This is a genomic window from Pseudonocardia sp. ZF1, assembly GCF_056835605.1.
The window spans coordinates 5589755-5614355 of record NZ_JAJNBY010000001.1; the positions used below are offsets into that span (position 1 = coordinate 5589755).

22 protein-coding genes are annotated in these 24601 nt (G+C 74.4%); 10 read left to right on the plus strand and 12 right to left on the minus strand.

Annotated elements, in window-relative coordinates:
• Positions 1-172: 172 nt before the first annotated feature.
• The 5 genes from ZF1_RS26945 to ZF1_RS26965 all read right to left on the minus strand — a co-directional run bounded on the left by ZF1_RS26945 (position 173) and on the right by ZF1_RS26965 (position 7171).
• On the minus strand, positions 173-352 hold the full coding sequence (locus tag ZF1_RS26945; RefSeq protein WP_073576102.1) for a YbdD/YjiX family protein: 180 nt from the start codon (positions 350-352) through the stop codon (positions 173-175).
• Positions 349-2532: a carbon starvation CstA family protein gene (locus tag ZF1_RS26950; RefSeq protein ID WP_346101942.1), complete on the minus strand. Its 2184-nt coding sequence runs from the start codon at positions 2530-2532 to the stop codon at positions 349-351. The genes ZF1_RS26945 and ZF1_RS26950 overlap by 4 nt, the downstream gene beginning before the upstream one ends.
• Positions 2533-2782: 250 nt before the next feature.
• On the minus strand, positions 2783-4609 hold the full coding sequence (locus tag ZF1_RS26955) for a phosphoenolpyruvate carboxykinase (GTP) (RefSeq protein WP_482638635.1): 1827 nt from the start codon (positions 4607-4609) through the stop codon (positions 2783-2785).
• 387 nt (positions 4610-4996) lie between these two features.
• The gene (locus ZF1_RS26960; protein ID WP_208822749.1) at positions 4997-5347 is read right to left on the minus strand and encodes a hypothetical protein; all 351 of its coding nucleotides are present in this window, start codon (positions 5345-5347) and stop codon (positions 4997-4999) included.
• A 204-nt stretch (positions 5348-5551) separates the two neighbouring features.
• Positions 5552-7171, minus strand: a complete 1620-nt coding sequence (locus ZF1_RS26965) for an MFS transporter (protein ID WP_482638636.1) — start codon at positions 7169-7171, stop codon at positions 5552-5554.
• 148 nt (positions 7172-7319) lie between these two features.
• Here ZF1_RS26965 and ZF1_RS26970 point away from each other — a divergent pair, with 148 nt between their 5' ends.
• Together ZF1_RS26970 and ZF1_RS26975 are read left to right on the plus strand one after the other, a co-directional pair.
• Positions 7320-7904: a TetR/AcrR family transcriptional regulator gene (locus ZF1_RS26970; RefSeq protein WP_073576103.1), complete on the plus strand. Its 585-nt coding sequence runs from the start codon at positions 7320-7322 to the stop codon at positions 7902-7904.
• 88 nt (positions 7905-7992) lie between these two features.
• Complete coding sequence (locus tag ZF1_RS26975; protein ID WP_208822747.1) at positions 7993-8445, plus strand: hypothetical protein; 453 nt, start codon at positions 7993-7995, stop codon at positions 8443-8445.
• Between the two features lie 8 nt (positions 8446-8453).
• Here the strand turns inward: ZF1_RS26975 and ZF1_RS26980 are convergent, their stop codons facing one another.
• Complete coding sequence (locus tag ZF1_RS26980; protein ID WP_345647719.1) at positions 8454-8732, minus strand: DUF6802 family protein; 279 nt, start codon at positions 8730-8732, stop codon at positions 8454-8456.
• On the minus strand, positions 8722-9384 hold the full coding sequence (locus ZF1_RS26985) for a hypothetical protein (protein WP_482638637.1): 663 nt from the start codon (positions 9382-9384) through the stop codon (positions 8722-8724). Before ZF1_RS26985 ends, ZF1_RS26980 begins: the two co-directional genes overlap by 11 nt.
• A 478-nt stretch (positions 9385-9862) precedes the next feature.
• On the opposite strand from ZF1_RS26985, the gene ZF1_RS26990 reads away from it, so the two are divergent.
• The 4 genes from ZF1_RS26990 (at position 9863) to ZF1_RS27005 (ending at position 14360) form a co-directional block, all read left to right on the plus strand.
• On the plus strand, positions 9863-10603 hold the full coding sequence (locus tag ZF1_RS26990) for a glycosyltransferase family 2 protein (protein ID WP_062403950.1): 741 nt from the start codon (positions 9863-9865) through the stop codon (positions 10601-10603).
• A gap of 56 nt (positions 10604-10659) precedes the next feature.
• Complete coding sequence (locus ZF1_RS26995) at positions 10660-11658, plus strand: glycosyltransferase family 2 protein (protein WP_482638638.1); 999 nt, start codon at positions 10660-10662, stop codon at positions 11656-11658.
• Complete coding sequence (trmB, locus tag ZF1_RS27000) at positions 11651-12463, plus strand: tRNA (guanosine(46)-N7)-methyltransferase TrmB (protein WP_482638639.1); 813 nt, start codon at positions 11651-11653, stop codon at positions 12461-12463. Before ZF1_RS26995 ends, trmB begins: the two co-directional genes overlap by 8 nt.
• An 805-nt stretch (positions 12464-13268) precedes the next feature.
• Complete coding sequence (locus ZF1_RS27005; protein WP_482638759.1) at positions 13269-14360, plus strand: nitric oxide synthase oxygenase; 1092 nt, start codon at positions 13269-13271, stop codon at positions 14358-14360.
• 7 nt (positions 14361-14367) lie between these two features.
• On the opposite strand, the gene paaI is transcribed toward ZF1_RS27005, so the two are convergent.
• Complete coding sequence (gene paaI, locus ZF1_RS27010) at positions 14368-14817, minus strand: hydroxyphenylacetyl-CoA thioesterase PaaI (protein ID WP_345647730.1); 450 nt, start codon at positions 14815-14817, stop codon at positions 14368-14370.
• 67 nt (positions 14818-14884) lie between these two features.
• Between paaI and ZF1_RS27015 the strand changes: the two genes are divergently transcribed.
• Positions 14885-15529 carry an NYN domain-containing protein gene (locus ZF1_RS27015; RefSeq protein ID WP_073576110.1) on the plus strand — a complete coding sequence of 215 codons (645 nt, stop codon included), beginning with the start codon at positions 14885-14887 and terminating at the stop codon, positions 15527-15529.
• Position 15530: 1 nt separating this feature from the next.
• Positions 15531-16856 carry an amidohydrolase family protein gene (locus ZF1_RS27020; protein ID WP_476653179.1) on the plus strand — a complete coding sequence of 442 codons (1326 nt, stop codon included), beginning with the start codon at positions 15531-15533 and terminating at the stop codon, positions 16854-16856.
• Between the two features lie 15 nt (positions 16857-16871).
• Here ZF1_RS27020 and ZF1_RS27025 read toward each other — a convergent pair whose 3' ends face one another.
• Positions 16872-18107, minus strand: a complete 1236-nt coding sequence (locus tag ZF1_RS27025; protein WP_179761502.1) for a D-arabinono-1,4-lactone oxidase — start codon at positions 18105-18107, stop codon at positions 16872-16874.
• Positions 18108-18776: 669 nt separating this feature from the next.
• Complete coding sequence (locus ZF1_RS27030; protein ID WP_100879083.1) at positions 18777-19280, minus strand: hypothetical protein; 504 nt, start codon at positions 19278-19280, stop codon at positions 18777-18779.
• A 514-nt stretch (positions 19281-19794) separates the two neighbouring features.
• Here ZF1_RS27030 and ZF1_RS27035 point away from each other — a divergent pair.
• Together ZF1_RS27035 and ZF1_RS27040 are read left to right on the plus strand one after the other, a co-directional pair.
• Positions 19795-21240 carry an AI-2E family transporter gene (locus tag ZF1_RS27035; RefSeq protein ID WP_482638640.1) on the plus strand — a complete coding sequence of 482 codons (1446 nt, stop codon included), beginning with the start codon at positions 19795-19797 and terminating at the stop codon, positions 21238-21240.
• A gap of 44 nt (positions 21241-21284) precedes the next feature.
• A complete protein-coding gene (locus ZF1_RS27040) occupies positions 21285-22904 on the plus strand; it encodes an SDR family oxidoreductase (RefSeq protein ID WP_482638641.1) in 1620 nt (539 codons plus the stop codon).
• Positions 22905-22953: 49 nt separating this feature from the next.
• Here the strand turns inward: ZF1_RS27040 and ZF1_RS27045 are convergent, their stop codons facing one another.
• Positions 22954-23316 carry a BlaI/MecI/CopY family transcriptional regulator gene (locus ZF1_RS27045; RefSeq protein WP_251783333.1) on the minus strand — a complete coding sequence of 121 codons (363 nt, stop codon included), beginning with the start codon at positions 23314-23316 and terminating at the stop codon, positions 22954-22956.
• A gap of 64 nt (positions 23317-23380) precedes the next feature.
• The gene (locus ZF1_RS27050; RefSeq protein WP_482638642.1) at positions 23381-24541 is read right to left on the minus strand and encodes a methyltransferase domain-containing protein; all 1161 of its coding nucleotides are present in this window, start codon (positions 24539-24541) and stop codon (positions 23381-23383) included.
• Between the last annotated feature and the right edge of the window lie 60 nt (positions 24542-24601).

The window sequence follows — 24601 nt, forward strand, 5'->3', positions numbered from 1 at the left end:
GGTTCGTCCACTCGGACGTCCCCGGTTCCCCGCGAGAGGCTACCTGCTGGGGCGCCACGCTGGGCCGATCTCGTCGACACCGTGCCACGACGCCCCCTCCAGCACCCTCCGCCGTCCACAGTGGGTTGCCGAGTTCGTCCGGGCACTACTCCATCGGAGTGAAATGCCCGAGTCAGCAGCAGCGGGCGGACGGGACGCGGTCCTGACGGTCGGTCCGCTCCCGCCAGAACTCGCGCTCGCCCAGCACCGGGGCACCCGGATGGTGGGCCGCCCGATGGGCGAGGTAGCGCTCGTAGTCGCGCTCCCCGGCGAGCTCGCGCAGGAACGTCCAGAACGCCCGGACCCGGCTCATCCGGAGCCCCCGGCCCGCGCGAGCTCGCGCTCCTCGCGGGTGGCGACCAGTCCGGCCGGCGCCTGGATCCGGGACTCGACGTACGGGTCCTCGGAGCCGCCGGGCAGCGGGCGTCCGCGCAGCACGGCGACCCACACCCGGACCGAGTCGGCCAGCACGATCACGATGAGCACCGCGAACAGGGCGGTGAGCACGGTGTCGACGGTCGTGTTCACGACGACCTTCTGCATCGCCTCGACGGTCTTGGCGGTGCCCAGGCTGGTCTTCCCGGCGTCGAGCGCGGCCTGGTACTGGTCGCGCTGGGCCCAGAACCCGAGCTTGGGGTTGTCGGAGAAGATCTTCTGGTAGCTCGCGGTCAGCGTGACGACGGCGTCGAACACCAGCGGCACGAGCGTGATCGGTGCGTAGCGGGCCCGGCCGGTGCGGATCAGCAGCGTCGTGCAGACGGCCAGCGCGACCGCCGCGAGCAGCTGGTTCGCGATGCCGAAGAGCGGGAAGAGCTGGTAGATCCCGCCCAGCGGGTCGTTGACGCCGGCGTAGAGCAGGTAGCCCCAGGCCCCGACGATGACCGCGCTGCAGATCCAGGCACCCGGGCGCCAGCCCGTGTCGCGGAAGCGCGGCCAGACGTTGCCGACCGTGTCCTGCAGGATGAAGCGCCCGACGCGGGTGCCGGCGTCCACCGTGGTGAGGATGAACAGCGCCTCGAACATGATCGCGAAGTGGTACCAGAAGGCCCGCATCGCGTCGCCGCCGAAGACCTGGGAGAACACCGTCGACAGTCCGACGGCCAGCGTCGGCGCCCCGCCGGAGCGCCCGACCAGGGTCTGCTCCTCCACGGCCTGCGCGGCCGCGGTCAGGTCGGCGGGGGAGATCGTGAACCCGATCTGCTGCACCGCGGCGGAGGCGGACTCGACCGTCGGCCCGAGCACCGTCGCGGGCATGTTCATCGCGAAGTAGAGGCCGGGGTCGAGGATGCAGGCCGCGGCCAGCGCCATGATCGCGACGAAGGACTCGGTGAGCATCGCGCCGTAGCCGATGACCCGGATCTGGGACTCCTTCTGGATCAGCTTCGGCGTCGTGCCCGAGGCGACCAGGGCGTGGAACCCGGACAGCGCACCGCAGGCGATGGTGATGAAGACGAACGGGAACAGCGAGCCCGCCGCGACCGGGCCCTGCCCGTCGGAGGCGAACCGGGTCAGCGCGTCCATCTGCAGCGACGGCCAGGCCAGCAGGATCGAGGCCGCGAGCAGCACGACCACGCCGACCTTCATGAACGACGACAGGTAGTCGCGCGGCGCGAGCAGCATCCAGACCGGCAGCACCGAGGCGGCGAAGCCGTAGACCACCAGCGCGAGGGTCAGCTGGTTCGCGGTCAGGTGGAAGACCTCGCCCCAGGACGAGTTCTGCACCCAGCCGCCGCCGACGATGGCCAGCAGCATCAGCGCGACGCCGACCACCGAGACCTCGATGATCTTCCCCGGTCGCAGGTAGCGCAGGTAGAAGCCCATGAACAGGGCGATCGGGATCGTCATCGCGAGCGAGAACGTGCCCCACGGCGAGTCGGCCAGGGCCTGCACGACGACCAGCGCCAGCACCGCCAGCAGGATCACCATGATCGCGAGGACGGCGACGATGGCCGCCGTACCGCCGACCGGCCCGATCTCCTCGCGGGCCATCTGGCCGAGGCTGCGCCCGCTGCGACGGGTGGAGAAGAACAGCGTGACCATGTCCTGGACCGCGCCCGCGAACACGACGCCGACGATGATCCAGATCGTGCCGGGCAGGTAGCCCATCTGCGCCGCGAGCACCGGACCGACCAGCGGGCCCGCACCGGCGATGGCCGCGAAGTGGTGGCCGAACAGCACCCGGCGGTCGGTGGGCTGGAAGTCCTGCCCGTCGTCGAGGCGCTCGGCCGGGGTGGCACGGGTGTCGTCCACGCGCAGCGCGCGGTGGGCGATGAAGCGGGAGTAGAAGCGGTAGGCGATCGCGTAGGAGGCGACCGCGGCGAACACCAGCCAGGCCGCGGAGATCTCCTCGCCGCGGGTGAACGCGACGATCGACCAGGCGATCGCCCCCACCACCGCCACCGCGACCCAGATCGCGATCTGCCTCGGGTCGCGACGACGGGCCGTGCCCGTCCCCCCGGCCCCTGGCTCTCCCGGTCGCTCCGTCGTGACCATGCCGCCCCCTGCTCGTGCACCGTGCGTGACCGACGCCGTCGTGGAGTCGACCCGGTCGGGCACGTTACGTCGAGCAACGTTCGCTGTCACCGGTCGTGGGACCGCCGTTACCGAGTCTCGACCCGGGGTCCCGTCCGCGGGGGCGGCGGACGGGGCGACTCCGGTGTGGTCGGCACGCAGCACGGAGCCCCCGCACACCGGGCGGTGTGCGGGGGCTCCGTGGGTCCCGCGCGGCCGGGGCCGCGGTGGGTCAGGCGCCGAGGCGCTGCTTCAGGGCCTCGAACTCGTCGCGGATCGAGGTCGGGAGGTTGTCCTCGCCGATCGTGGCGAACCACTCCTCGATCAGCGGGATCTCGGCCTTCCACTCCTCGACGTCGACGGCCAGCGAGGCCTCGACGTCGGAGCGCTCGGCGTCGACGCCGTCGAGGTCGAGCTGGTCGGCGGTCGGCACGAACCCGATGGGGGTGTCGACGGCGGCGGCCTTGCCCTCCAGGCGCTCGATGCACCACTTCAGGACGCGGCTGTTCTCACCGAAACCGGGCCACAGGAAGCGGCCGTCCTCGCCGCGGCGGAACCAGTTGACGTAGAAGATCTTCGGCAGCTTGTCCGCGTCCGCGCCCTTGCCGGTGGCGACCCAGTGGGCGAAGTAGTCGCCGACGTTGTAACCGAGGAACGGCAGCATCGCCATCGGGTCGCGGCGGACCTCACCGACGGTGCCGGCCGCGGCCGCGGTCTTCTCCGAGGACATGGTCGCGCCCATGAAGGTGCCGTGCTGCCAGCTGCGGGCCTCGGTGACCAGCGGGACGGTGGTCTTGCGACGGCCGCCGAACAGGATCGCCGAGATCGGCACGCCGTTGGGGTCGTTCCACTCCGGGGCGACGACCGGGCACTGGTCGATCGGCACGGTGTAGCGGGAGTTGGGGTGTGCGGCCTTGACGCCCGAGTCGGGCGTCCAGTCGTTGCCCTTCCAGTCCGTCAGATGCTGGGGGTCGCCCTCGAGGTCCTCCCACCACACGTCGCCGTCGTCGGTCAGCGCGACGTTGGTGAACAGCGCGTTCCCGGCCTCGATGGTGCGCATGGCGTTCGGGTTGGTCTTCCAGTTGGTGCCCGGCGCGACGCCGAAGAACCCGAACTCGGGGTTGGTGGCGTAGAGCCGCCCGTCCTTGCCGAACTTCATCCAGGCGATGTCGTCGCCGACGGTCTCGGCGCGCCAGCCGGGCACGGTCGGCTGCAGCATCGCGAGGTTGGTCTTGCCGCAGGCGCTCGGGAAGGCGGCGGCGACGTAGTAGGCCTTCTCCTCCGGGCTGATCAGCTTGAGGATCAGCATGTGCTCGGCGAGCCAGCCCTCGTCGTGCGCCATGGCCGAGGCGATGCGCAGCGCGTAGCACTTCTTGCCCAGCAGGGCGTTGCCGCCGTAGCCGGAGCCGTAGCTCCAGATCTCCCGGGTCTCCGGGAAGTGGCTGATGTACTTGTCCTCGTTGTGCGGCCACGGGACGTCCGCCTGCCCCTCGGCCAGGGGGGCGCCGATCGAGTGCAGGGCCTTGACCCAGCGGTCACCGGCCTCGTCGAGCAGCGGCAGGATGTGCGCACCCATCCGGGTCATGATCTTCATGGAGATCACGACGTACTCGGAGTCGGTGATCTCGACGCCCAGCTTCGGGTCCTCGGCGTCGGTCGGGCCCATGCAGAACGGGACCACGTAGAGGGTCCGGCCCTTCATGCTGCCGCGGTACAGCTCGGTCATCGTCCGCTTCATCTCGGCGGGCGCGACCCAGTTGTTGGTCGGCCCGGCACCGCGCTCGGTCTCGGTACAGATGAAGGTCCGCTCCTCGACGCGGGCGACGTCGCCGGCGTCGGACGCGGCGTAGAAGGAGTTCGGCTTCTTCTCCGGGTCGAGCCGCACGATGGTGCCCTGCTCCACCAGCTGGTCGGTGAGCCGGGTCCACTCCTCGTCCGAACCGTCGCACCACACGACGCGGTCCGGGGCGGTCAGCTCGGCGATCTCCTGGACCCAGGCCGCGACGCCCTGGTTGGTGGTCGGTGCCTTGTCGGTGCCCGGAACGGTCGCTGCAGTCATGTCGTCCTGTTCTCCTCGCCGGCCCCGGCCCGTCACCGGGGGAACTACGACGGGCCCGCGACCGGAGTCGGTGACGGGCCCAGACGGGAAAAGGTGGTTTCCGAGGCTACCTGCGAAATAGTGCGCCACCCATGGGTGGAGTTGAGAGGTCAGGCACAGCACCGATCATGTAAATCGATCCAGTAGCCGACGGACGACGGCGATGTCCGCCCAGGTGACAGGCATGTCACACGAACGCAACCTGTTCCCGGTGACCGATTCGGCGACGATCCGTGACATCGGCACGCACATTCCGGGAGAAGCGTCGCGGAAATTCACCCGCAGGCCGGAAGCGACCGTTTCAACGCATTCTCGGAGCCCACTTAGGGCTTTCAGGAACGGAAGCGGTCAGCGCACGGCGGCGACGGCGCGCGCCAGCTCCGGAACCATGATCGGCAGCCGGTGCGCGGTCACCTGCCAGTAGCGCGTGCCGGGGTCACCGGCCCGCCACGCGTCGGCGAGCCGGACGACGGCGTCCGGATCGATCCGCCGGCGCGGCCGGGGTCGCATCCCGCAGCGCTCACGGACACCGGCGTCGAGCGCGCGCCAGGCGTCCTCGGCGGTGGTGTGGACCGAGACCTCCGGGCGACCCGGGACGACGTCGTGGTCCTCGGTGCCGGGATCCCCGGCGCGGTCCACGGAGTCACCGGGGTGCTCCCCGAGCACCAGGGTGTAGGCGCTGACCACCTCGTACGGCACGGCTGTCTCCCGTGTGGAGTCGGCACCGGCGACCGGCACCGGTCGCCGCGGACGAGCCGTAGTGAACCAGCCGGGGCACACCGGATCCGCCGAACGAGCGTCCGACGGGGCCGCGCGTCGCCGGAACCACCCGTCCGGGCAGCCGGACGGTCACCCGTGACCGTCACGGGTGGTCACCCGGTGCTCACACCCCGCGACGAGCGGTCAGCGGCGGGCGACCGCGTGTCCGGCGTCGGCGTCCACCGCGGAGGCACCGGCCGCCAGGACGTCCCGGTGCGCGCGGCGCAGGCCGAGCCCGGCCGTCACCAGCACCACCGCGACGGCGACCGCCGCCACCCCGGACGCGACGTCCACCCCGTGCACGAACGCCTCCCGCGCGGAGGCCAGCAGGGCCGCCGCGGTGTCGGCGGGCATCGTCGTCGCGACGTCCGCCGCCCCGCCGAGGGTCTCCCCGGCCGAGGACGGCGTCCCGTCGGGGAGCACGACACCCGCCCGGTACACCGCGGACAGCACCCCGCCGACCAGCGCGGTGCCGAGCACCGCACCGACCTCGTAGGCGGTCTCGGAGACCGCGGCCGCGGCGCCGGCCTTCTCCGGCGGGGCGGCGGCGAGGATCGCGTCGTTGGTGACGGTCTCGGACAGCCCGATCCCGGCGCCGATCAGCACCGCGGCCGTCATCAGCAGCACGACGGCCGAGTCCACCTGCAGGAACAGGCAGACCACGTAGCCGGTCAGGACGAGCGCGAGCCCGGTCGCGACGAGCTGGTGCAGCGCGAACCGGCGGGCCAGCCGCGCGGCGGCGAGCCCGGCCACGACCGTCACCACGAAGCCCGGCAGCAGGAGCAGGCCCGCCTGCAGCGGCGAGTACCCGACGACCAGCTGGAGGTACTGGGCGGAGAAGAACAGCAGCCCGGTGAGCCCGAACATGGTGGTGGCGTTGGCCAGCGCGCTGTGCCGGAGCACGGGGCGGGCGAACAGCTCCAGGTCGATCAGCGGGTCCAGGCCGCCTCGCACGCGTCGCCGGTAGTGGGCGACGAACGCGGCCCCGGAGCCGACACCCACCAGCACCGACGCGACGACGGCGGGGGTCACCCCGCCCGCGGACCCGGCCAGCTTGAGGGCCAGGACCAGCGGTCCCATCGTCAGCAGCGACAGCACCACGCCGACCAGGTCGAGCCGGCCCGGCTCGGTCTCCCGCGACTCGGGCACCACCAGCGGCGCGACGACGAGCAGCAGCGCCATCGGCGGCACGCTCATCACGAAGATCGAGCCCCACCAGAAGTGCTCGAGCAGCAGCCCGCCGACGATCGGGCCGAGCGCCGCACCCGCGGCGAACCCGGTCGCCCAGATCGCCAGCGCGAGCCTGCGGTGGGTCCGGTCGAGGAACACCGACCGCAGCAGGGCCAGCGTGGAGGGCATCAGCATCGCGCCGAACACACCGAGCAGGGCGCGCGCCGCGACGAGCTGGGCGGCCGAGGTGGCGAACGCGGCGAGCAGCGAGACCGCACCGAAGCCGGCGACACCGATCATCAGCAGCCTGCGGCGGCCGATCCGGTCGCCGAGGGTGCCCATGGTGACCAGCAGCCCGGCGAGCACCAGCGGGTAGATGTCGACGACCCACAGCAGCGTCGCCGCGTCCGGGCGGAGCGCGGCCGAGAGCTCCGGCAGCGCCACGCCGAGCACCGTGTTGTCGATCGATACCAGCAGCGTGGGGATGGCGAGCACCGCGAGCGCGAGCCAGGCGCGCGGCCCGGGCCGCGGCGCCACGTCCGGCCCGCCCCTGTCCATCGCCGCGCCCCCTGCGCCGACCTCCGGCCGTGACATCGCCGTTCTCCCTCGTGCTCGTCGTCCCGTGGTGCCCGGATCCGGACGCAGCTTTACCGTCCGGACGGTACATCTTTATACCGTCCAGACGGTACAGTCCATTCCCGGCCCGGACTGTGAGGCGGGGCACGGGCACTAGGCTTCGCCCATGGCGTCCCACTCCGAACGACGGAACGCGGGGACACGGGGACCGGGCTCGGCCCGCGACCGGGTCCTCGACGCGTACGAGACGCTGCTGATCGAGCAGGGGCCCGGCGGCGCCACCCTCGACGCGGTGGCGGCGGCCGCCGAGGTGTCCAAGGGCGGGCTGCTCTACCACTTCAACTCCAAGGAGTCGCTGGTCGGCGGCCTGCTGGAGCGGTTGCGCGAACGCAGCGCCCGGGACGCCGAGCTGATGCGCTCGGACACGGCGGGCACCGTGGCCTACTACCTGCGCACCTCGATGCCGGGCAACACCTCGCCGGTCGGGCTGACCCGCACCTACCTCGCCACCCTGCGCATCGCCGACGGCACCACCTCCGGGGAGGCCGCACGGAGCGCGCTGGCCGACGTCGACGCCGACGGGCTCGCCGCGCTCGGCGAGGAGATCCACGACCCGGTCGTGGCCTGGCTGGTGCAGCTCGTCGGGGACGGCCTCTACCTGCGCACCCTGACCGGCGCGCCGCTCACCGGCGGGGTGTCGACCGACGAGCTGCTCGACACACTGCGGGAGCTGCTCGCCGCCCGTTCCTGAAACGGATGAACACCTCGCGCGCAGAGCGCGTCGAACCGGTCGCGCGGGGTAGTCTCCAACCCTGCACACGCACGGGGAGGGGCCCACTGTGGAGGGAACCGGCGGCTATCTCGCACTGGTCGTGGTCGGAGTGGCGATCACGGTCGTCGTGGGCCAGATCCTGCTGCGCACCGGACAGCCGTTCCTGGAGGACGTCTTCCAGAACAAGGAGACGTCGCACTCCATCAACCGGCTGCTGGTGGTGCTGTTCCACCTGCTGACCCTCGGCGTCCTCGGCATGATCTCGGTGATCGACATCGACAGCATCACCGGCGTGCAGCAGATCGTGTTCAAGATCGGCGCCGTGCTGCTGATCGTCGGGATCGCCTACGGCGTCTCGATGCTCGTGCTGCTGCGCATCCGCGAGCGGCGCCGCCAGCAGAAGGTGTCCGCGGACATCGACCGCTCCATCGCCGAGCAGCGCCGCGGCGTCGGCCGGTTCCGGCGCGGAGCGAACACCGACAGCGAGGGCCGCACCCCCGCCGACCAGCCGGAGGACTGACCCCGGGCTCAGCCGGGGTCTCCGGGCAGGCCGGTCACCGCGTCGGCGAGACCGTCGCCGTCGAGGTCGGTCCAGAACTCCGGACCCCGTCCGGAGTCGACGACGAGCGTCTCCGCCACACCGTCGCCGTCGGCGTCGCGGGCGGCGGGCCCGGACACCGGGACCGATCCCGCGACGCCGGACCGGGCCCGCGGCACCCGCACCCACCAGGGGACGGGCAGCGCCGCCGCGACCACCGCGCCCGCCAGGACCGTGCTCCCGGCCGGTACCGGCGGCTCAGCACGCACGGGACGCCTCCGGCAGCCCGCGGTCGGCGTCGGAGATCCGGCGCAGCAGCTCGTGGTCCGCGGCGAGCAGCACCGCGTCGCGCACCCGCCGGGCCAGCGCACGGTCCCGGGCGGAGCGGACCGCCCGCACCCGGGCCGCGACGAGCGCACCCACCAGCAGGACGAGCCCCGCGAGGGCGGGCAGCATCCCGGGACCCCCGGCCGGGAGCACCCGCGCGCCGGCCGCGAGGACCGACGCCACCCACACGGCCGATCCGGACAGGACCGCCCCGGACCACGCCCCGCGTTCCCGGCCCGGTGCGACGGCGAGCACCCGGCCCGCCGCGGCGACGAGAGCCCCGCCACACGACGGTGACGGAACGTGAGTGACATGTGTCACGTGGACGCCCTGATGCCGCAGTGCGGCTGCGGCCGCACGGCGGCGCAGGACCGGCCCGCTGCGGCGCCCCCAGGCGTCGTCGAGGGTGCGGGCGGGACCGTCGAGCGCGGCCGTCCACCACCGGACGTCGCCGGCCCGCCCCGCGCGCCGGGCCGCGTCCGCCGCCAGGCCGTCGACCTGCACCGACAACGTCGCGAGAAGATCGGCGCGGGCCTGGTCGAGCGCGGTGCGCAGCGGCGGTCCGATGCTGCCCGACAGCGGTTCCCGGTCCATGCCGGACAGTGTCGGAGGGACCGTTCCCGGGTGGATCCGTAGGACTGCGCAGCGGCCCCGGGTGATCGTCGTCCCCCTCTCATGGGCAAGGCTGAACCGCAGCGTGGACACGGACGAATCAGCCGACCGGGGCAACCCCACGGGCTCCAGGGACGTCCACTGATCGGGCAATACCGAAGACGCCCGACACCAGAACCGCAACCGGACCGTGATCGCGTCGTTGGACGAGTAAGCGGACCTGTATGGAGGAAGTGTGAGCGCCGTTACGCCCGCCCGCCCGACCGTCACGCCCGATGCGAGCGCCCCCGCGCGCCCCGGGCGTCAGAACGGTGCCGGTGCCGGACAGTCGCCGTTCCCGGCGAACCCTGCCCGACCCGGCGGGCGCGCTCCGCTGGCGCCGCAGCCGGAGGGACCCGAGGGCTTCCGTCGCCCGCGGCCCCGCCCGGCTCCGCGCCGCAGCGCGAACCCGGCGGTGTCGGTGATCGTGCCGACCCGCAACGAGGCCCGGAACCTGGAGATCGTGCTGCCGGCCATCGCCGCGGTGCGCCCGGCCGTGCACGAGGTCATCGTCGTCGACGGCAACTCGACCGACAACACGGTCGCCGTCGCGCGGCGCACGCTGCCCTGGGCGCGCGTCATCACCCAGACCCGCAAGGGCAAGGGCAACGCGATGGCCTGCGGCTTCACCGCCGCGACCGGCGACGTCATCGTCATGTTCGACGCCGACGGCTCGGCCGACCCGAACGAGATCCCGGCCTTCGTGAACGCGCTGGTCAAGGGCGCCGACTTCGCGAAGGGCAGCCGGTTCTGCAAGGGCGGCGGCTCGGACGACATCACGCTGCTGCGCAAGTCCGGCAACGCCGGCCTGAACACCGTCGCGAACCGGCTGTTCGGCACGCGGTACTCCGACCTCTGCTACGGCTACAACGCCTTCTGGGCCGACCTGCTCCCGCAGCTCGAGCTCCCGGACCCGGCCGCGCCGCAGCCCGAGGACGGCTCGATGCTCTGGGGCGACGGTTTCGAGATCGAGACCGTGCTCAACTGCCGCGTCGCGGCCGCCGACCTGACGATCACCGAGGTGCCGTCGGTCGAGCGCGAGCGCATGTTCGGCGAGACCAACCTGCGGACCTTCGCCGACGGCACGCGCGTGCTGCGTACCCTGATGGCCGAGCACCGTCGCATGGAGCAGCGCCGCAAGGCGTCCGGCTACGCCCGCTGACGCTGCTCGCACCGGCCGCCCCCGCCGGTCCGCAGCCCCATGAGGAGCGATTGCACGTGAGCGCCCTGCCGACCGCCACCGTGGTCGTCTGTGTCTACACCGAGAAGCGCTGGTTCGACATCAAGGCCGCCGTCGACTCGGTCCTCGACCAGGACGTGACCCCGCTGGAGACGATCGTCGTCGTCGACCACAACGAGCGCCTGCGCGAGCGGGCCGAACGCGAGTTCGGGCCGCTCGGGGTGGTCGTCGTCGCGAACGACAAGATGCAGGGCCTGTCGGGCGCCCGCAACACCGCGGTCGAGCTGGCCTCCGGTGAGGTCGTCGTCTTCCTCGACGACGACGCCGCGGCCCGCCCCGGCTGGCTGCACGCGCTCCTCGCCCCGTACGAGGACCCGGACGTCATCGGCGTCGGCGGGGTCGCGCACCCGAAGTGGCCCGACGGGCGTCCGCGGACGCTGCCCGGTGCCGCCCCCGGGGACCCGAACGCCACCGGTGAGCTCGACTGGGTCGTCGGCTGCACCTACACCGGCCAGCCCACCGAGCGCGCCGAGATGCGCAACCTCATGGGCTGCAACATGTCACTGCGCGCCGAGGTGTTCACCCGTGTCGGCGGGTTCGCCGAGGACATGGGCCGGATCGGCAAGAACCCGCTGGGCTGCGAGGAGACCGAGCTCTGCATCCGGGCCCGGCAGGCCTACGTCGCCGACGGCCGGAACCCGCGCATCCTGTTCGAGCCGCGCGCCGCCGTCGACCACCGGGTGTCCGACGACCGCGTCTCCTGGCGCTACCTGCTGCGCCGCGGCTGGGCCGAGGGCATCTCCAAGGCCGCCGTGTCCAAGGTCGTCGGGACCGGGGACTCGCTGTCCACCGAGAGCAGCTACACGATGAAGGTGCTGCCCGCGGGCGTGATCCGCGAGGCGAAGGAGCGCAACGCCGCCTCCACCGCCGCGATCGTCGCCTGCTTCGGCGTCACCGCCGCCGGCTACGTCCGCGGTCGGCTGCCCGGCGCGACCGCCCACGTGCGGCTGCCCGCGGGCCGGAACACCGGTGCCTGACCGGGCCACCGCCCCGGAGGCCCCGCACCCGCACGACACCCGGATCCGCTCCTACGTCCACCAGCGCGTCCGGCTCTCCGAGGGCCAGCAGTCCGCCTGGGACCGGCTGTGGTCGACGTGGGGTTCCGAGGTCGACGACGTCGTGGCGTCCGGGGTGTGGGACCCGGCCGCGACGTTCGGCCGGACCGCGCCGCTCGTGCTGGAGATCGGGTCCGGCATGGGCGAGACCACGGCGTCGCTCGCGACGGCCGAGCCGGGGATCGACCACGTGGCCGTCGAGGTCTTCGAGCCCGGCCTGGCCCAGCTGCTCATGCGGATCGAGCAGGGCGGCCTGTCCAACCAGCGGCTGCTGCGCGGCGACGCCGTGGAGCTCCTGACCCGGGTCGTCCCGCCCGCGTCGCTGGACGGGCTGCGCATCTTCTTCCCCGACCCGTGGCCCAAGCGGCGGCACCACAAGCGGCGGTTGATCCAGCCGGAGTTCGCCGCGCTGGCCGCGTCACGGCTGCGGCCGGGTGGGTTGCTGCACCTGGCCACCGACTGGCCGCACTACGCCGAGCAGATGCGCCGAGTGGTCTCCGCGGAGCCGTCGCTGCGCCCGGACGACCGCTTCCCGCTCCGTCCGGACGGCTGGCAGGACCGTCCGTCGTGGCGTCCGGTCACCAAGTTCGAGGACCGGGCCCGGCTGGAGGGACGACCGGTTCGTGACCTGCTGTACGTCGCCGACCACGCCCCCGGCACCGGTGACACACGGAGAGTGACCGACTACGGTCGGGAGGACCCCCGACCCGGATCCCCACCCGAGTGACCCCCGAAGGACGCCCGTGACGACGGTGGAGCACGGCAAGAACTCGCACCCCGCTCCCGCGGCACCGAAGCGGCCGGTCGACCGACCGCCCGGCTTCCGGCCGAGCCCGACGCCCCGCCCGATGACGGGCCCGCCGCCGGGCGCCCTGTCGGGTCCGGGTCAGGGGCCCGGCCCGGTGTCCGGGGAGTCCGGCGCGGAGCGGTCCCGCCGGTCGGTGTCGATGGTCCCGCTGGTCGGTCCGGTCGAGGGCCCCGTGCAGGCCACCACCGCCGTGGCGCGGCCCGGGGTGGAGACGACGACCGTCGTCGACCGGTCGCGGGTGCGGCAGGCTCCGCCACGGGAGCAGGGACCGGGCGGGTCCGGGCCGCTGCGGGACCAGCAGGCCCCGGCCGAGCGGGCCACGGTCGCGACGCCGCTGCCGGAGCGCGCGACCGTCGCGACCCCGGTCCCGGGAACGACCCAGGCCCCCGGGAGCACCCCCGGCTCCGGCACCACCCCGGCCCCGGGATCGCAGCGCCCGGCCGCGGGCAGCCGCGAGCACGTCCTCAACCGGGTCGACGGCCCGGGCGCCGCGACCGCGGTCGTCCGCGTCGCGCCCCCGGCGGAGACCCGCACCGCACCGCCGGCGGAGACCCGCACCGCACCGCCGGTGGAGGGCCGTGGCGCGCCGTCGGCCGGGAGCCGTGTCGCGCCCCCGGCCGAGGCCACCGGTGGCTGCCCGGTCACCGGGCACGGACGCTCCGGCGGACACCCGCCGCCCCCCGGCGTCGCCGACGAGCGGGACCCCGCCCCGGTCGACCCGGCCGTGGCCGAGGAGTTCCTGCGCCAGGTGTACGCCGAGACCGAGCCGGGCGGCCCGCTGCCGGAGCGGCTGCGCCAGGTCCGCGCCGAGATCGACCGGGTCGGCACCTACACCCACACCACGCACGAGCTGGTCTTCGGCACCCGGGTGGCCTGGCGGAACTCCGCGCGCTGCATCGGGCGCCTGTACTGGCAGTCGCTGCAGGTCCGCGACCTGCGCCACCTGCACGACCCGGCCGACATCGCGCAGGAGAGCGTCGGGCACCTGCGCGCCGCCACCCGCGGCGGGAAGATCCGTTCGACGATGACGGTGTTCGCGCCGGACGCCCCGGGGCGGCCCGGCCCGCGGATCCGCAACGACCAGCTCGTCCGCTACGCCGGGCACCTCAACCCCGACGGCACCGTCACCGGGGACCCGGGGCAGGCCGACTTCACCGACCACGTCGTCGGGATGGGGTGGCCGCGACCGCAGCCGGCGGGCCGGTTCGACGTGCTGCCGCTGCTGATCACCGGCCCGGACGGGCGGTCCCGGCTGTTCGACGTCCCGCCGGACGCCGTGCACGAGGTCCCGCTGCGCCACCCCGAGCACCCCTGGTTCGCCCGGCTCGGGCTGCGCTGGCACTCGGTGCCCGCCATCAGCAACATGCCGCTGGAGATCGGCGGGGTCGTGTACCCGGCCGCCCCGTTCAACGGCTGGTACCTCGACACCGAGGTCGGCGCCCGCAACCTCGCCGACACCGACCGCTACGACCTGCTGCCCGAGATCGCGAAGCGGCTCGGGCTCGACACCCGGTCGGTGCGCACGATGTGGCGGGACCGGGCGATGGTCGAGCTGGTCCGCGCGGTCACCTACTCCTTCGACGCCGACGGCGTCACCATGGCCGACCACCACAGCGAGGCCGAGCGGTTCATGACCTTCCTGGCGAAGGAGGAGGCCGCGGGACGGCGCTGCCCGGCCGACTGGAGCTGGATCGTGCCGCCGATGTCGGGCTCGCAGACCCCGGTCTTCCACCGCTACTACGACGAGCCCGACCCGGATCTGCGGCCGGCGTTCCTGGAGCCGCACGGGCTGCGGCCCCGCGACGACCAGGGCTGAGGGCCGGTCAGGGCCGGGCGGTGACCGGGCTCAGGCCCGGCACCTGCCGGGTGCGGCCCCGGAACTCGGCGACGACCGTCCCGTCGGCGGCGCGGACGGTGACGTCGTAGAGCCCGGACCGGCCGCTCGCCGCCCGTTCGACCGCCTCGGCGGTGAGGACGTCGCCCTCGCGCGCCGGGCGCAGGAACGCGATGTCCGCGCCGCTGGCCAGGGCGGAGACGCCGTGGGAGTTGCTGGCGTAGGCCATCGCGGTGTCGGCGAACAGGAACAGGTAGCCGCCGTGGCAGACCCCGTGCCCGTTGACCTGCTCGGGGCGGACGGTCATGGTCGCCGTCGCCCGTCCGGGGGTGACCGCGACGACGTCGACCCCCGCCGCACGGCTCGCCCGGTCGCCGTCGCGCATGATCTCGGCGGTCCGGGTGGCGAGCTGCTCCGGCCCGGTCGGTGGGTTCTCCATGGGGACAGTCTCACCCGCGTGGGCGCCGGGCCGGGCGGGCGGGGCGACGGCGGCTAGGCTCCCCGGCATGAGCAGCGGGACGGGGCAACACGGACGCGGCGTTCCGACGGGCCCGCAGGAGCGCGTGCTGCTGGTGTGGGACGCACCCAACATGGACATGAGCCTCGGTTCGCTGCTCGGCGCCCGCCCCACCTCGGCCTACCGTCCGCGGTTCGACGCCGTCGGCCGCTGGCTGCTCGACCTCGCCGGCCCCGAGGCCGAGGCCGAGGCGTGTGTGTTCACCAACGTCGCCCCGGGCAGCATCGACATCGTCCGGCCCTGGGTCGAGGCCCTGCGCAACGTGGGTTTCGCCGTCTTCGCCAAGCCGAAGACCAGCGAGGACTCCGACGTCGACGACGACATGCTCGCCCACATCGGCATGCGCTCGGCCGAGGGCAGGCTGCGCCACGTCGTCGTCGCCTCGGGGGACGGGCGGGCGTTCCGGGAGCCGCTGGAGAAGCTCATCGAGGTCGGCACCGACGTCACGGTGATCGGCTTCCGCGAGTACGCCGGGTTCGCGCTGGCCTCGGAGACGCTGTCGTTCCTCGACCTCGAGGACATCGACGGCGTGTTCCGCGAGCCGCTGCCGCGCGTCTCGCTGGAGACCCTGCCCGACGAGGGCGCCTGGCTGCCGCCGTTCCGGTCGCTGCGCTCGCTGCTCGACCGCCGCTGACATGGCGGTCCTCCAGCGGCTCACCGCCCCGGTCGCGCTGCCCTGCACGCCCGGCTTCCCGGTCGTGCGCGACGCGGTCCTCGACGTCGACGACACCGGCCGGATCGCGTTCTTCGGCACGGCCTCCGACGCGCCGGCGACGGACGCCGTGGTGCGGCCGCTGCCCGGGCTGCTCATGCCCGGCATGGTCAACACGCACTGCCACACCCCCATGTCGCTGCTGCGCGGGATGGGTGGCGACCTGCCGCTGATGCCGTGGCTGACCGAGGTCATGTGGCCCGCGGAGGGCCTGCTGACCGAACAGGACGTGCACGCCGGGATGCTCGCGGGCTGCCTGGACCTGCTGCGGACCGGCTGCACCACCAGCGTCGAGATGTACTTCTTCACCGACGCCCTGGCCGACGCCGTCCGCACCGCGGGCTCGCGGGCCGTGCTCACCCCGGGGATCATCGCCGCGCCCGGCTGGGACCGGCTCGGGACCTGGGAGCAGATGCGCGACGACGTCTCCGCCCGGATCGACGCCCGCGGCGTGATCCCCGACGACGACGGCCGGATCGAGCTCGGCTACGGCCCGCACTCGGCCTACACGCTGCCGCCCGGCGCCCTGGAGTCGGTCGCCGCGGCCGCCCGCGAGCGCGGCGCACTGGTGCACACCCACGTCGCGGAGTCCCGCGGCGAGGACGCCCACGTGCGCGAGACCCACGGCTCCGTCCCGGCGATGCTCGACGCCGGCGGCGCGCTCGGCGGGCGGGTGCTGGCCGCGCACTCGGTGCACCTGTCCGACGACGACATCGCCGTCTACGCCCGGCACGGCGTCGCCGTCGCGCACTGTCCCGGCTCGAACGCGAAGCTCGCGGCGGGCACCGCCCGGCTGCTGGACCTGCGCCGGGCCGGGGTCCGGGTGGGGCTGGGCACCGACGGTCCCGCCTCCTGCGACGACCTGGACCTCTGGCACCAGGCGCGGCTCGCCGGGCTGATGGCGCGGGTCGGGGCCGACGACGCCGCCGCCCTCACCGCCGCCGACGTGCTGCTCATGGGCACCGCGGACGCCGCGCACGCGATCGGCCGCGACGACCTCGGCGCGCTGGAGGCCGGGCGGCGGGCGGACGTGGTGCACGTCGACACCGACGACTCCGCGTTCGTCGCGCCGTCGAACGACGCGCAGCTCGTGTCGAACCTGGTGTGGGCGGGCGGCTCCCGCCTGGTCCACGACGTGTGGGTGGGCGGCGAGCAGGTCATCGACGCCGGTGAGCCGACCCGGGCCGACCGCCGGGCGTCGCTCGCCGCGGTGCGGTCGATCTCCGCGCGGCTGCGCGGGCAGGTCTGAGCGCTCCCGCGCCCGTCAGCGGCCGAGTACGGCCGCGAGGTGCGGGTCGGTGAAGCGGCGGTCGGGATCGAACCGGTCGCGGACGGCGCGGAACGCCTCCCACCCCGGGTAGGCGACGGCGAGCTCGTCCGGCCCCCAGGCGTGCCGGGTGGTCCAGCAGGGCCGCCCGTCGGCGTCCTCGCAGACCGCGCCCGCGAGCCGGCGGACCGGCTCCTCCGCCGGTCCGCGGGTCCGCAGCCGCAGGTAGGCGGTGTCGCGACCGGACGCCGGGTGCAGCAGACCGGTCTCGGCCCGTCCGGTGCGCACCCGCACGGGACGCAGCTCCCGCCCCCGCGCGGCGACGGCGGCCCCCAGCTCGCGCAGGACCGTCCCGAGCGCGGCACGCGGCACGGCCCACTCGGACAGGTCCGGGTCCCACGGCTGCGGGTCCGGCAGGACCTCGTGCGGCGGCCCGGCCGTGCCGGGCGCCCAGCGCTGCGGCGGCGGCCACCCGGACCGCAGCCCCACCCCGGAGGACCACCACGACGACGCCAGCCGCGACACCGCCTGCCCCCAGCCGGCGCGCTCGACCGGACCGGTCGCCTCGGGCTCCGGCTCGGCCCAGCGCAGCACCGCGGACCCGGCGTGCGCCGACGGGCTGACCGCGATGTCGCACTCGGTCCAGGCGTGCTCGCCGAGCAGGTCCTCGCCGAGCACCTCGTCGATGCCGACGGCGCGCTCGTGCACCTGCAGCCGCGTGAGCGGGACGGTGCGGAGCTCCAGCGCGGTCGCGATGCCCAGTGCGCCGAGCCCGCAGCGGGCGGCGTCGAGGTCGGGTCCGGTGACGTCGCGGACGGTGCCGCGGCCGTCGACCAACCGGACGGCCCGGACCTGGCCGGACAGCGAGCCCTCCGCGGGGGCGCCGCCGTACATGCCCAGCCCGGTGGCGCCGCCGATGGTGGCGCGGGGCGCGTCGGGCACGGTGGCCAGCGCCCGGCCGGCGGCGGCGAGGGCGACGCAGAGGTCCGCGACGGTCTCCCCGGCCCGCACCCGCACGGTGTCCTCGCCGATCTCGACGACGCCGGTCAGCGCGGACACGTCGAGTAGTACGTCATCGGTCCGGACGAGGGGTCCCGGGGCGCGGCCGCCGGCACCGGTGGGGCGGACGGTGGCGCCCCGTTCCGCGGCCCGTCGCACGGCCGTCACGACGCCGGCCTCGTCGAGCGGGCGGTCGGTGCGCCGGGGGCCGGTCGCGGCGGGATCGGTGCTCATCCCTCGCAGGGTAGAACGCCGAGGGTCACCGTGCGGAACGATTCGAGCACGCGTCGCGGCGCGTCGTACGGCCGTCCGGTGGGACGGCGGTGAACGTGGTGGCGGGTGTGCCGGACGGGACGGCGAAAGCTGCGGCGAATGCCCTCTTGTGACCCGGACGGCCGCCCGATACGGTCACACTCCGTGGCGATCATGTCGCCACGCGAGTCCGGGACGAGGATGTCCCGCACTCGGCCCCGTCGCCCTGCCCGGAACCGCGCTCCCCACGGCTCCGGTCGGCGCCGACGGCGTCACCGGTGTCGCGCGCGCCACGCCGGTGGCCTCCGCACGCGCGAGGGCCGGGTGCGGTGGTCGGCTCCCTCCGACCATCGCCCCGGCCCTCGCCTTGCGTGCTGACGACCCAGCTCCCCAGCCGGTCGTCACCTCATCCCGCGGTCCCAAGGTGTGTCCGCGGGATGTTCTGGTGCATCCTCGGCGCTCCCGGTCCCCACCGGTCCTGCCGTGCGGCCGTACGCCTGTGGCGTGCGGCCACTCCCCGGGACGCTCCGGGGGTGTCGTGGTTGCCTCGCGTACCGATCCGGTCGCGAAAGGGTGCCGAACGGCCGTACCGCGCCGCCCGTGCCGGCGGAGCGACCGGGCCGGATACCCGTCCGGTCGCTCGGACGCCGCTCAGGCCGTGCGGGTCAGCCGGTGCCGCCCGGCACCGCCCAGCAGATCGGCGATCGCGGCCCGGTCCGCGGCGCGCTCGGCGTCGCGACGACGGCGCAGCATCACCATGGCGGCGTCGCCCGGTGTGTTCCAGGCGCCGTCGTCCTGCTCCTGCGGCGCGTGGCCGAGCGGCTGCGCCGGGACCGGTGCGACCTCGGCGTGGAACGCGGCGACCGTGTCCCCGGTCGGCCGGACCGCGCCACCGCGGCGGGTCGTGCGGACGGTGCCGCGGTGGACGCGGCGCACGGCGTTGCCGGCGCTCCCGCTCCGCCGGCCGTCCCGCCAGCCCCCGACGGTGAGGGCGTGGAAGATCGGGGTCTCCTCCTGGATCTCGTCGTGCGACTCGTGCCGGCCGGGGAACGGCCAGCTCTCCTGCGCGGCGCGTCGCGCCCGGATCGACGACTCGAGGCCACCCGCAGCGCTGTCGAACTCGTACACCCGCCGTACCTCCTGCTCGCCTGACATGTGGGGACCCACGGCCTGGTCCGTATCGCGTACACCCGGTACCGCCGTTCGGCCCACTCACCCGGTCAACGGGTGACACACGAGAGGGGAAACGGGGGTGACAGTTCTGGTTGCGAGGTCCCCTCGTACGAGTGGCGTGACCGGTCCAGGACTCTCCGTGTTGTCTACGGAGCGTGTTCACTCGGCCTCCTCCTGGAGCAGTCGGTGACGTCGGTTCGGAGTCCGGCCCGTCGGAAGCCCTCGGCGACAGGTCCTCGCCTCGGCCCAGGTGACCACGATCCGGCACGTCGCGACCACCATGCGGCGGTGCGTCACCACATCGCCACTCCTTCGTGCCGGCGCGGCCCACGGAGTGTCGACTACACGGGTGTAGTTCGACGGAAAGTCACGAATGGCTGTCAGCACTGCTCCGTCCGTTCCGGCGCTGGTCCGTCCGGGGTGCAGTGCTCGGGGGCCGGGCCGTCACCGTTGCGTGCACCGCGCCACCCCGGCCGATCCGCCGTACCGTCGTCCCATGACGGAGCGGACCGGGCGGCCCGCCGCTCCTGCCGGGAGCGGCATCCCGCGCCCACGGCACGACGACGACCCTGCCCTTCGCGGGCGCGCGTCCGCGGACGGGCACCACGCAGAACCGGCGCACGCCGCGGACGAGGACTCCGGCGCCGGGCACGCACGTGTGGTCGCCCCGCGGCCCGCCGATCCCGGGGCCGGCGCCCACCGGGCCACCCCCGCCCCGCACGACGACACCGAGCCCCTCCTCGACGACACCACCGACCACCATCGCGCCGCCGGCGGGCGGACCGGGCCGCACGTCGCGGACCCCGTGGCGCGGGCCGCCGGGGCGCGTCCCCGCCCGTCGCCGCGGGCGGAGATCCCGCGCCCGCTGCGGATCGCCTCCGAGGCGTGCGCCCGGATGCTCGTCCTCGCCGCCGGGTTCGCGCTGCTCGTCTTCCTCGTGATCGAGCTGCGGGTCGTGGTCGTCCCGGTGGCGATCGCGGTGCTGCTGTCCGCGCTGCTCGCCCCGCTGGTCCGGTGGCTGCACGAGCGGCGGGTGCCCCGCGGCATCGCGACGGCGCTGGTGATGGTCGGCGGTCTGGCCGCGCTCGGGGGGCTGCTGACCGCCGTCGTCAGCACCCTGGTCGACGGCACGTCCCAGGTGGTCGCGGAGGTCACCGACAACGTCGGCTCGCTGCAGGGGCTCGCCGACGCGACGCCGTTCCGGATCGACGTCGGCGTGCTCGGCGACCAGGTGCTGCAGGCGGTGCGCGACAACCAGCAGACGCTGACCTCCGGCGCGGTGACGACCGCCGCGACCGTCGGGGAGATCCTCGCCGGGTTCGCGCTCTGCCTCTTCGCGTTGATCTTCATGCTCCACGACGGCCGCCGCATCTGGGGGTTCGTCCGGCTGCTCGCCCCGCGGGCCCGGCGCTCGCGGGTCGACGTCGCCGCCCGCCGGGCGTTCGCCTCGCTCGTCGGCTACGTACGGGCGACGGTGCTGGTCGCGATCGTCGACGCCATCGGGATCGGCCTGGGCCTGTGGGCGACGGGTGTGCCGTTCGTGCTGCCGCTGACCGCGCTGGTGTTCCTCGGTGCGTTCGTGCCGATCATCGGGGCGGTGCTGACCGGCGCCGTCGCGGTGCTGGTCGCGCTGGCCTCCGAGGGACCGGTGACCGCGCTGATCGTGCTCGGTGTCGTGCTGGCGGTGCAGCAGCTGGAGAGCCACGTGCTCCAGCCGGTGCTGATGGGCCGGGCCGTCCGGCTGCACCCGCTGGCGGTCGCGCTCGGCGTCGCGGTCGGGGTGGTCGTCGCCGGGATCGCCGGCGCGCTGCTCGCCGTCCCGCTGCTGGCCGTACTGACCGCCGCGGTGCGGTCCCTGGTCGCGTCGCGCGAGGTCGCGCCGCGGGCGGTGGACCCGCTGCGCCCCCGCGAGGCGAACCCGCCGCCCGCCCTGCCGGGCTGAGCGCACGCCCTGCCGCGCAGTGCCTGCGGTGGGACGATCGCGCCGTGCGTTATCTCGTGACGGGTGCGACCGGCTACATCGGTGGGCGGCTCGCGCCCCGGCTGCTGGGCCACGGTCCGGAGCCCGACCTCGTCCCGGACCAGTCCACGGGCCCGGTCCACGTGCGCTGCCTGGTCCGCAACCCGGACAAGCTCGCCGACGTGCCGTGGGCCGCCGACGCCGAGATCGTGCAGGGCGACCTGCTGGACCCGGACAGCGTCCGCGCGGCCTGCGAGGACGTCGACGTCGTCTACTTCCTCGTGCACTCGCTGTCGGACTCCGACTTCGCCGCCACCGACCGGCGGGCCGCGCTGATCCTCGGGGAGGCGGCGCGCGCGGCCGGGGTGAAGCGGATCGTCTACCTGGGTGGTCTGCACCCGGACACCGGAGCGGGGAAGCTCTCGGCCCACCTGGCGTCGCGGGTGGAGGTGGGGGAGACCCTGCTGCGCTCCGGGGTGCCGACGGTCGTGCTGCAGGCCGCGGTGATCCTCGGTTCCGGCTCGGCCAGCTTCGAGATGCTGCGCTACCTGACCCAGCGGCTCCCGCTGATGGTCACCCCGCGCTGGGTGCACAACCGGATCCAGCCGATCGCGGTGCGCGACGTGCTGCGCTACCTGATCCGGGTCGCGGAGATCGACGCGCCGGCCGCCGAGCTGAACCGGACCTTCGACATCGGCGGCCCCGAGGTCCTCACCTACTACGAGATGATGCAGCGCTACGCCCGCGTCGCCGGCCTGTCCCGGCGCCGGGTGCTGCCGGTGCCGGTGCTGTCGCCGTCGCTGTCCGCGCACTGGATCAACGTCGTCACGCCCGTCCCGAAGTCGATCGCGAAGCCGCTGATCGAGTCCCTGGTGCACGAGGTCGTCTGCTCCGAGGACGACATCAAGGACCGCATCCCCGACCCGCCGGGCGGGCTGATCGGCTACGACCGCGCCGTCGAGCTGGCCCTGTCCCGCATCACCGACGGCGAGGTCGAGACCCGCTGGTCGGGCGCGACCGTGGCGAACGTGCCGTCCGACCCGCTGCCCAGTGATCCGGAGTGGGCCGGCGGCGACGTCTACCTCGACGAGCGCGAGCAGGTCTGCGCCGCCACCCCGGAACGGCTGTGGACGGTCGTCGAGGGCATCGGCGGGGAGCGTGGCTGGTACTCGTTCCCGCTGGCCTGGTCGGTGCGCGGCTGGATGGACCGCGCGGTCGGCGGCGTCGGGCTGTCCCGCGGCCGTCGCGACCCGCACGACCTGCGCACCGGCGACGCGCTGGACTGGTGGCGGGTGGAGCGGATGGTCGAGCCCGGCGGGGCCCGCCCGGCCGGCAGCGACCGCGACCCGGAGGAGGGGCTGCTGCGGCTGCGCGCGGAGATGAAGGTGCCCGGCCGGGCCTGGCTGGAGATGTCGGTGCGCCCGCGTCCGGGCGGGTCGACCTACCACCAGCGGGCGGTGTTCATCCCGCACGGCCTCCCCGGCTACCTGTACTGGTGGTCGGTCGCGCCGTTCCACGGGATCGTCTTCGGCGGGATGGTCCGCAACATCACCCGCACCGCCGAGCGCGACGGTGACGTCCCCGCCCCGGCGAGCCGCCGTCCGGCATGGCTGCGGTCCCGGTCGCACCGCGACCGGGCGGCCTGACCGCCTCCGGGTCGGCGCTCCCCCGACCACGGTGGCCCGGGCGGCGGCGTCAGCCGCGGTCGGGGCCCGAGAGGGCGGCGATCAGCACGGCGGACTCGCGCTCGGACACCGAGCGCGCGAAGTGCAGGAGCACGGCCTCGGTGTCGCCGGGGCCGTCGAGCAGGTCGCGCAGGGCGCGCGCGGTCTCCTCCTCGCGGCTCGCGGCCGGCGTGTAGAGGTAGGCGCGACCGTCCAGCTCGCGCTGCACCCAGCCCTTGCGGTGCAGGTTGTCGAGCACCGTCATGACGGTCGTGTACGCCAGCGGACGGGCCGGGGCCAGGCGGGCGCGGACGTCGCGCACCCGGCACGGACCCGCGTCGCCCCACAGCACGTCCATCACGGCGGCCTCGAGCTCACCGAGTCGACCACGCATGTTGCCTCCCGGACCCGAGGGTAACCGCAACCCCCCATGCTCCCCCGGTCGGTGGGCCGTCGGATCAGCAGCCGGACAGTGCGTGCACGGGCTCCACCGCACGCGGTCCCGGGCCGAGCACCACCCAGCGCCCACCTGCGGCCTCCACCTGGGGCAGCGCGGCGCGGACCTCGTCGAGGAGCTCGGGCAGGAACAGCAGGACACGGTCCGGGCGCAGGCCGGCGAGCTCGTCGGGGGACACGACGGGCACGTCGCTGCCCGGCATGCGGTGGCCCTGCTTGGCCGGCGAGGCGTCCCCGACGGCGGCCAGCAGCGACGCGTCCAGCCCGGCGCGGCACACCAGGGGCACCGCGCGGGACGCCGCGCCGTAGGCGGCGACGGTGCGTCCCGCCGCCCGCTCGGCGACCAGCCAGTCGCGCAGCAGGTGGGTGTCGTCGGCGGCCGTCTGCAGCCGGGCGAACCCGGACGGCTCGGTGACGGCGAGGGCGCGTTCCTCGTCGACGAGGCGGCGGGTCTCGGCGTCGGGCTCGGCGCCGGCCCGGGCGGTGACCAGCACGGTCCCGCCGGACAGCGGGTACCACCACGCCCGGTGCACGCCCAGGCCGTGCCGGCGCAGTGCGGTGTCCAGGGCGGGCAGCGACCAGTAGCCGTAGTGGCCGTGGCGCAGGTCGAACCACTGGCCGTCACGCAGCACGGTGCCCAGCGACAGCAGCTGGAGCGCGAGCGTGCCGCCGGGTGCGAGCAGCGCGACCCGCCGGGCGAGCGCATCGGCCTGGTCGGGCTCGTGCAGCAGCCCGTAGAAGTCGACGACGAGGTCGGCCCGCCCGGTCGCGGACACCGCGTCCGTGTCGAGCGCGGTCATGCCGCGCCCGGTCAGCCGCGGGAGCCACGAGCCGCCGTGCGGGCTGCCGAACTCCGCGACCCGGCCGCCCGGGCGGACCAGCCCGGCGCGGGTGAGCCGGCCGACCGAGCGGTCGCTCTGGTCGGCCATCGCCCGCGGTTCGACGCCGTGCAGCTCCTCGGCCACCGCGGCATCGGTCTGCAGCTGGGCGAGACCGCAGCCGGCGCACAGCCACATGCGCAGCGGGGCCGCCGGGTCGGGCAGCGGGGCGTCCCGGGCGGGCATCCGGTCCCACGGCGGCTGCTCGCCCAGGTCGAGCACGACCGTGCCCGTGGCACCGCCACAGGCACGGCACCGGGTACCCGGCGTCGGGTCGTCGGTCATGCGCCACCCCTTCGTCGCATCAGTACTAGGTCCGATAGTAGATACGGGGGCTGAAAGCCC

Coding starts and splice junctions, on each gene's coding strand:
- ZF1_RS27015 (WP_073576110.1), top strand. CDS start 14,885: ATGAGCAGCGGGACGGGGCAACACGGACGCGGCGTTCCGACGGGCCCG.
- ZF1_RS27030 (WP_100879083.1), bottom strand. CDS start 19,280: ATGTCAGGCGAGCAGGAGGTACGGCGGGTGTACGAGTTCGACAGCGCT.
- ZF1_RS26950 (WP_346101942.1), bottom strand. CDS start 2,532: ATGGTCACGACGGAGCGACCGGGAGAGCCAGGGGCCGGGGGGACGGGC.
- ZF1_RS26965 (WP_482638636.1), bottom strand. CDS start 7,171: ATGTCACGGCCGGAGGTCGGCGCAGGGGGCGCGGCGATGGACAGGGGC.
- ZF1_RS27020 (WP_476653179.1), top strand. CDS start 15,531: ATGGCGGTCCTCCAGCGGCTCACCGCCCCGGTCGCGCTGCCCTGCACG.
- ZF1_RS27050 (WP_482638642.1), bottom strand. CDS start 24,541: ATGACCGACGACCCGACGCCGGGTACCCGGTGCCGTGCCTGTGGCGGT.
- ZF1_RS26955 (WP_482638635.1), bottom strand. CDS start 4,609: ATGACTGCAGCGACCGTTCCGGGCACCGACAAGGCACCGACCACCAAC.
- ZF1_RS26970 (WP_073576103.1), top strand. CDS start 7,320: ATGGCGTCCCACTCCGAACGACGGAACGCGGGGACACGGGGACCGGGC.
- ZF1_RS27045 (WP_251783333.1), bottom strand. CDS start 23,316: ATGCGTGGTCGACTCGGTGAGCTCGAGGCCGCCGTGATGGACGTGCTG.
- paaI (WP_345647730.1), bottom strand. CDS start 14,817: ATGGAGAACCCACCGACCGGGCCGGAGCAGCTCGCCACCCGGACCGCC.
- ZF1_RS26945 (WP_073576102.1), bottom strand. CDS start 352: ATGAGCCGGGTCCGGGCGTTCTGGACGTTCCTGCGCGAGCTCGCCGGG.
- ZF1_RS26985 (WP_482638637.1), bottom strand. CDS start 9,384: ATGGACCGGGAACCGCTGTCGGGCAGCATCGGACCGCCGCTGCGCACC.
- ZF1_RS27025 (WP_179761502.1), bottom strand. CDS start 18,107: ATGAGCACCGATCCCGCCGCGACCGGCCCCCGGCGCACCGACCGCCCG.
- ZF1_RS27035 (WP_482638640.1), top strand. CDS start 19,795: ATGACGGAGCGGACCGGGCGGCCCGCCGCTCCTGCCGGGAGCGGCATC.